The sequence below is a fragment of the Streptomyces sp. OfavH-34-F genome (assembly GCF_022347745.1).
Classification (GTDB): Bacteria; Actinomycetota; Actinomycetes; order Streptomycetales; family Streptomycetaceae; genus Streptomyces.
Genome location: NZ_JAKRGC010000478.1, coordinates 1 through 3,464, shown reverse-complemented (window position 1 = coordinate 3,464; position 3,464 = coordinate 1). Strand labels below are relative to the sequence as shown.

Annotated in this window: 3 protein-coding genes; all 3 read right to left on the bottom strand. The window is 69.6% G+C overall.

All coding sequences use genetic code 11. From position 1 onward, the window contains the following. Positions 1-156 precede the first annotated feature (156 nt). On the bottom strand, positions 157-663 hold the full coding sequence (locus tag MHW47_RS33590) for a MarR family winged helix-turn-helix transcriptional regulator (RefSeq protein ID WP_239227630.1): 507 nt from the start codon (positions 661-663) through the stop codon (positions 157-159). A gap of 149 nt (positions 664-812) precedes the next feature. After that, on the bottom strand, positions 813-2,366 hold the full coding sequence (locus MHW47_RS33585) for an ABC transporter substrate-binding protein (protein ID WP_239227629.1): 1,554 nt from the start codon (positions 2,364-2,366) through the stop codon (positions 813-815). 221 nt (positions 2,367-2,587) lie between these two features. After that, the coding region (locus MHW47_RS33580) for a metallophosphoesterase (protein ID WP_239227628.1) at positions 2,588-3,464 on the bottom strand (877 nt) is incomplete at its 5' end.

Here is a 3,464-nt window from a genome sequence, read left to right as displayed (position 1 = left end):
GGTTCCGGGACGCGGTGGAGCAGGCCGCGGAGCACTGGAACGCGGCGGTGGCCGGGCTGCTGGAGCGGGGTGCGGACGGGGTCCGCGAGGAGCTGGCCCGCCAGCTGGCGCAGGGGCGCCCGGCGAAGGACGGCCCGGACGGCCCGGTGGGCTGAGTCAGTCCCAGGCGGCGCCGCGGTCCTCGGCGACCACCATCACGCGCCGCAGCATGTCGTTGAGCAGGGCCCGTTCGTCCTTGTCCAGGACGCCGAGCAGCCGTTCCTCCTCGTGCCCGAGGGAGTCCATCGCGACGCGCCAGATCTCCCGGCCCTCGTCGGTCAGCTCCACGTCCACGCGGCGCCGGTCGGTGGTGGAGGGGGTGCGGCGGACGAAGCCGCGGCGCTCCAGCGCGTCCAGCCGGCCGGTGACGGAGGCGGGGGCGAGGTCGAGGTCGGCGGCCAGTTCGGAGGGGGCGGCCGTGCCGCCGCGTCCGGCGAGCTTGTGCAGCGTGTCGAATTCCTGGCGGTGCAGGTCGAGGTCGATGAGGGACTGTTCGCGCAGCCGGCGCAGATGGACGGAGAGCTTTCGCATCCGGGTCACCGCGCCCTCGACCTCCGGGTCCAGCTCGGGCAGCACGGGGCTCCACCGCTCCACGTGCCCGTCCGTCCAGTCGCGTAGCTGCATGCGTCACAGCGTACGCGCAGACCCTTGACCGCCCGGGGCGCGAATCCGCGCGGGGTGCGGGAGGAGTTGCCGCCGGAGACGACCGACGCCCCGGTGCGGGCGGCCGGGTGGGCCGCCCGCACCGGGGCGTTCGCGTCGATCGGGCCGGATCAGATCCAGCCCAGCTCCCACAGGCGCCACAGGCCGGTGCCGTCCGAGAGGTACTGCGAGCCGGAGACGTCGGCCTTGGCGACGACGTAGTCCTTCTTCTGCCACAGCGGGACCAGCGGGACGTCCTGGCCGACGAGCTTCTGGAGCGCCTTGAAGTCGGCGGAGGCCCGGCTGCGGTCGCTGTACTGCAGCGTGGAGCTGATCAGCTGGTCCATCTTCGTGCTGGTGTAGCCGTTGTGGAGGCTGCTGTCGCGGCCGACGAGCGGCTGGCTGAAGGTGTCGGGGTCCGGGTAGTCGGGGAGCCAGCCGACGGCGTACATGTCGTACTCGCCCTTGGCGTAGCCCTTCTGGAACCGCGTCCACTCCACGGCCTTGGTGTTGATCTTGAACAGCCCGGTCGCCTCCAGCTGGCGCTTGATCTCCTTGGCCTCCTTGGCGGACTCCTCGCCCTCGCGGTAGGCGTAGGTGACGGCCAGCGGCGTCTGGACTCCGGCCTCCTGCATCAGCGCCTTGGCGCGCTTGGGGTCGGGCGACGGGTAGGCGTCGAAGAACGGGGTGCTGTGCCCGATGAAGCCCTGCGGGATCAGCGAGTAGAGCGGGTCGACGGTGCCCTTGTAGACGTCGCTCACCAGCGGGCCGCGGTCGATGACGGCCGCGATGGCCTGGCGGACCTCGCGGTCGGCGAGCGGAGAGCCGTCCCGGACGTTGAAGACGAGGTTGCGGATCTCGGCGCTGTCGGCCTCGGTGACGCGCTTGTCCGAGTCGCCCGGGTTCAGCTCGGCGAGCGTGGACGGCGGCAGCTGGCGGTGGGTGACGTCCACCTGGCCGGACTTCCAGGCCGAGAGGAGGTCCTCGGACTGCTTGAAGTACCGCACGGTGACCGGGCCGCCGGTCTCCTTGAGGGCGCCCTTGTAGTGCGTGTTCGGGACGAGTTCGGCCTTCACGCCGGGCTCGTACGACTGCAGGACGTACGGGCCGGAGCCCGTCACCTTGTTGTCGTTGCGCAGCTTGTGCTCGGAGTAGGAGTCCTTCTGGACGATCGAGCCGGCACCCGTGGCGATCTTCTGCGGGAAGGTCGCGTCCCGCGAGGAGAGGTTGAAGGTGATGGTCCGCCCCTCGGTGACCACGTTCTTCAGGCTGGGGAAGAGCACCGCCGGACCGACGTCCGTCTTGATCTCCATCATCCGGTCGAACGAGTACTTGACGTCCTCGGCGGTGATCTTCTTGCCGTCCGAGAACGTCAGGTCGTCACGGAGCTTGCACTGGTACGTCTGGAGCTTGCCGCCGATGAAGCCGCAGCTCTCCGCCGCGTCCGGCTCCGGCACGATCGCCCCGGACTTGAAGGTCATCAGGGACTGGTACAGGTTGCTGTACATCGCCCAGGAACCGGCGTCGTAGGCGCCCGCCGGGTCGAGTGAGGTCACCTCGTCGGTCGTACCGACGACGACCGGGTCGGAGCTGCCCTCGTCCGAGGGAAGCAGTTGCCAGGCGACCACGCCTGCGATGACCAATACCGCGAGAATCGCGAGAATCCGTAGCCGGACCGACCGCATTGACGTGCTCTCCCTTAACTGCCCCACCTCGGTGTCGCGCTTCAGATACGCAGATCACCGCACGTTCGGTTCACCCAATCACACGACATTCACATCGGGAAGGGGAGATCGGAGGCTCATAGTCAATTGTTCACCAGTCGAAACCTTCTGCCGATACGGGCGAATACAGAGGGTTCACCACTGGTCACCGATCCGCTATTCCGGAGGGCGTACGAGGGTGATTACGCCTGCCGGGAGGCGAGCTGTACGACAGTGATGTCGGAGGGGGCGCCGACCCGCACGGGCGGACCCCAGGCACCGGCGCCGCGCGTCACGTAGAGCTGGGTGTCGCCATAACGTTCCAGCCCGGCGACCGTGGGGTTGGCCAGCTCCGCGACGTAGTTGCCCGGCCACAGCTGGCCGCCGTGGGTGTGCCCGGAAAGCTGCAGGTCGACGCCGTGTTCGACGGCCTCGTCGATGACCACCGGCTGGTGTGCCATGAGCACGACCGCGCGGGCGGGATCGCGGTCGCCGAGGGCCCGCGCGAAATCGGGGCCCTGCCCTTCGCTCTCACCGGCGATGTCATTGACACCGGCCAGATCGAAACCGCCGGTCTCCACCCGTGCGTTCTCCAGCGGGTGCAGCCCCAATTCCCTTACATGATCAACCCATTGGGCCGCGCCGGCGTAGTACTCATGATTGCCGGTGACAAAGAAGGCGCCGTGCCGGGAGCGCAGCCGGGCGAGCGGTTCGGCCGCCGGGCCGAGATCCGCGACCGATCCGTCGACGAGATCACCGACGACCGCGACAAGATCGGGCTGGGTCGCGTTCACCGCGTCCACGATCCGCTGCGTATGGGCGCGTCCCAGGATCGGGCCCAGGTGAATATCACTGACGACGGCGATCCGGAAACCGTGCGCGGACCTGGGCAGCCGGGCGAGCGGGACGGTGACCCGCTTCACCCGGGGCCCGCGCAGCACGCCGTACGTGCCGTAGCCCACGGTCCCGAGCCCGGCGACGGCCGCGGCGCCGCCGACGGCCCGCGCCACGAAGAGGCGTCGCGAGGGATCACCGGGAGCGGAGCCGGCCACGGCGGACCGGACCTCGGCCTCGGGTGCG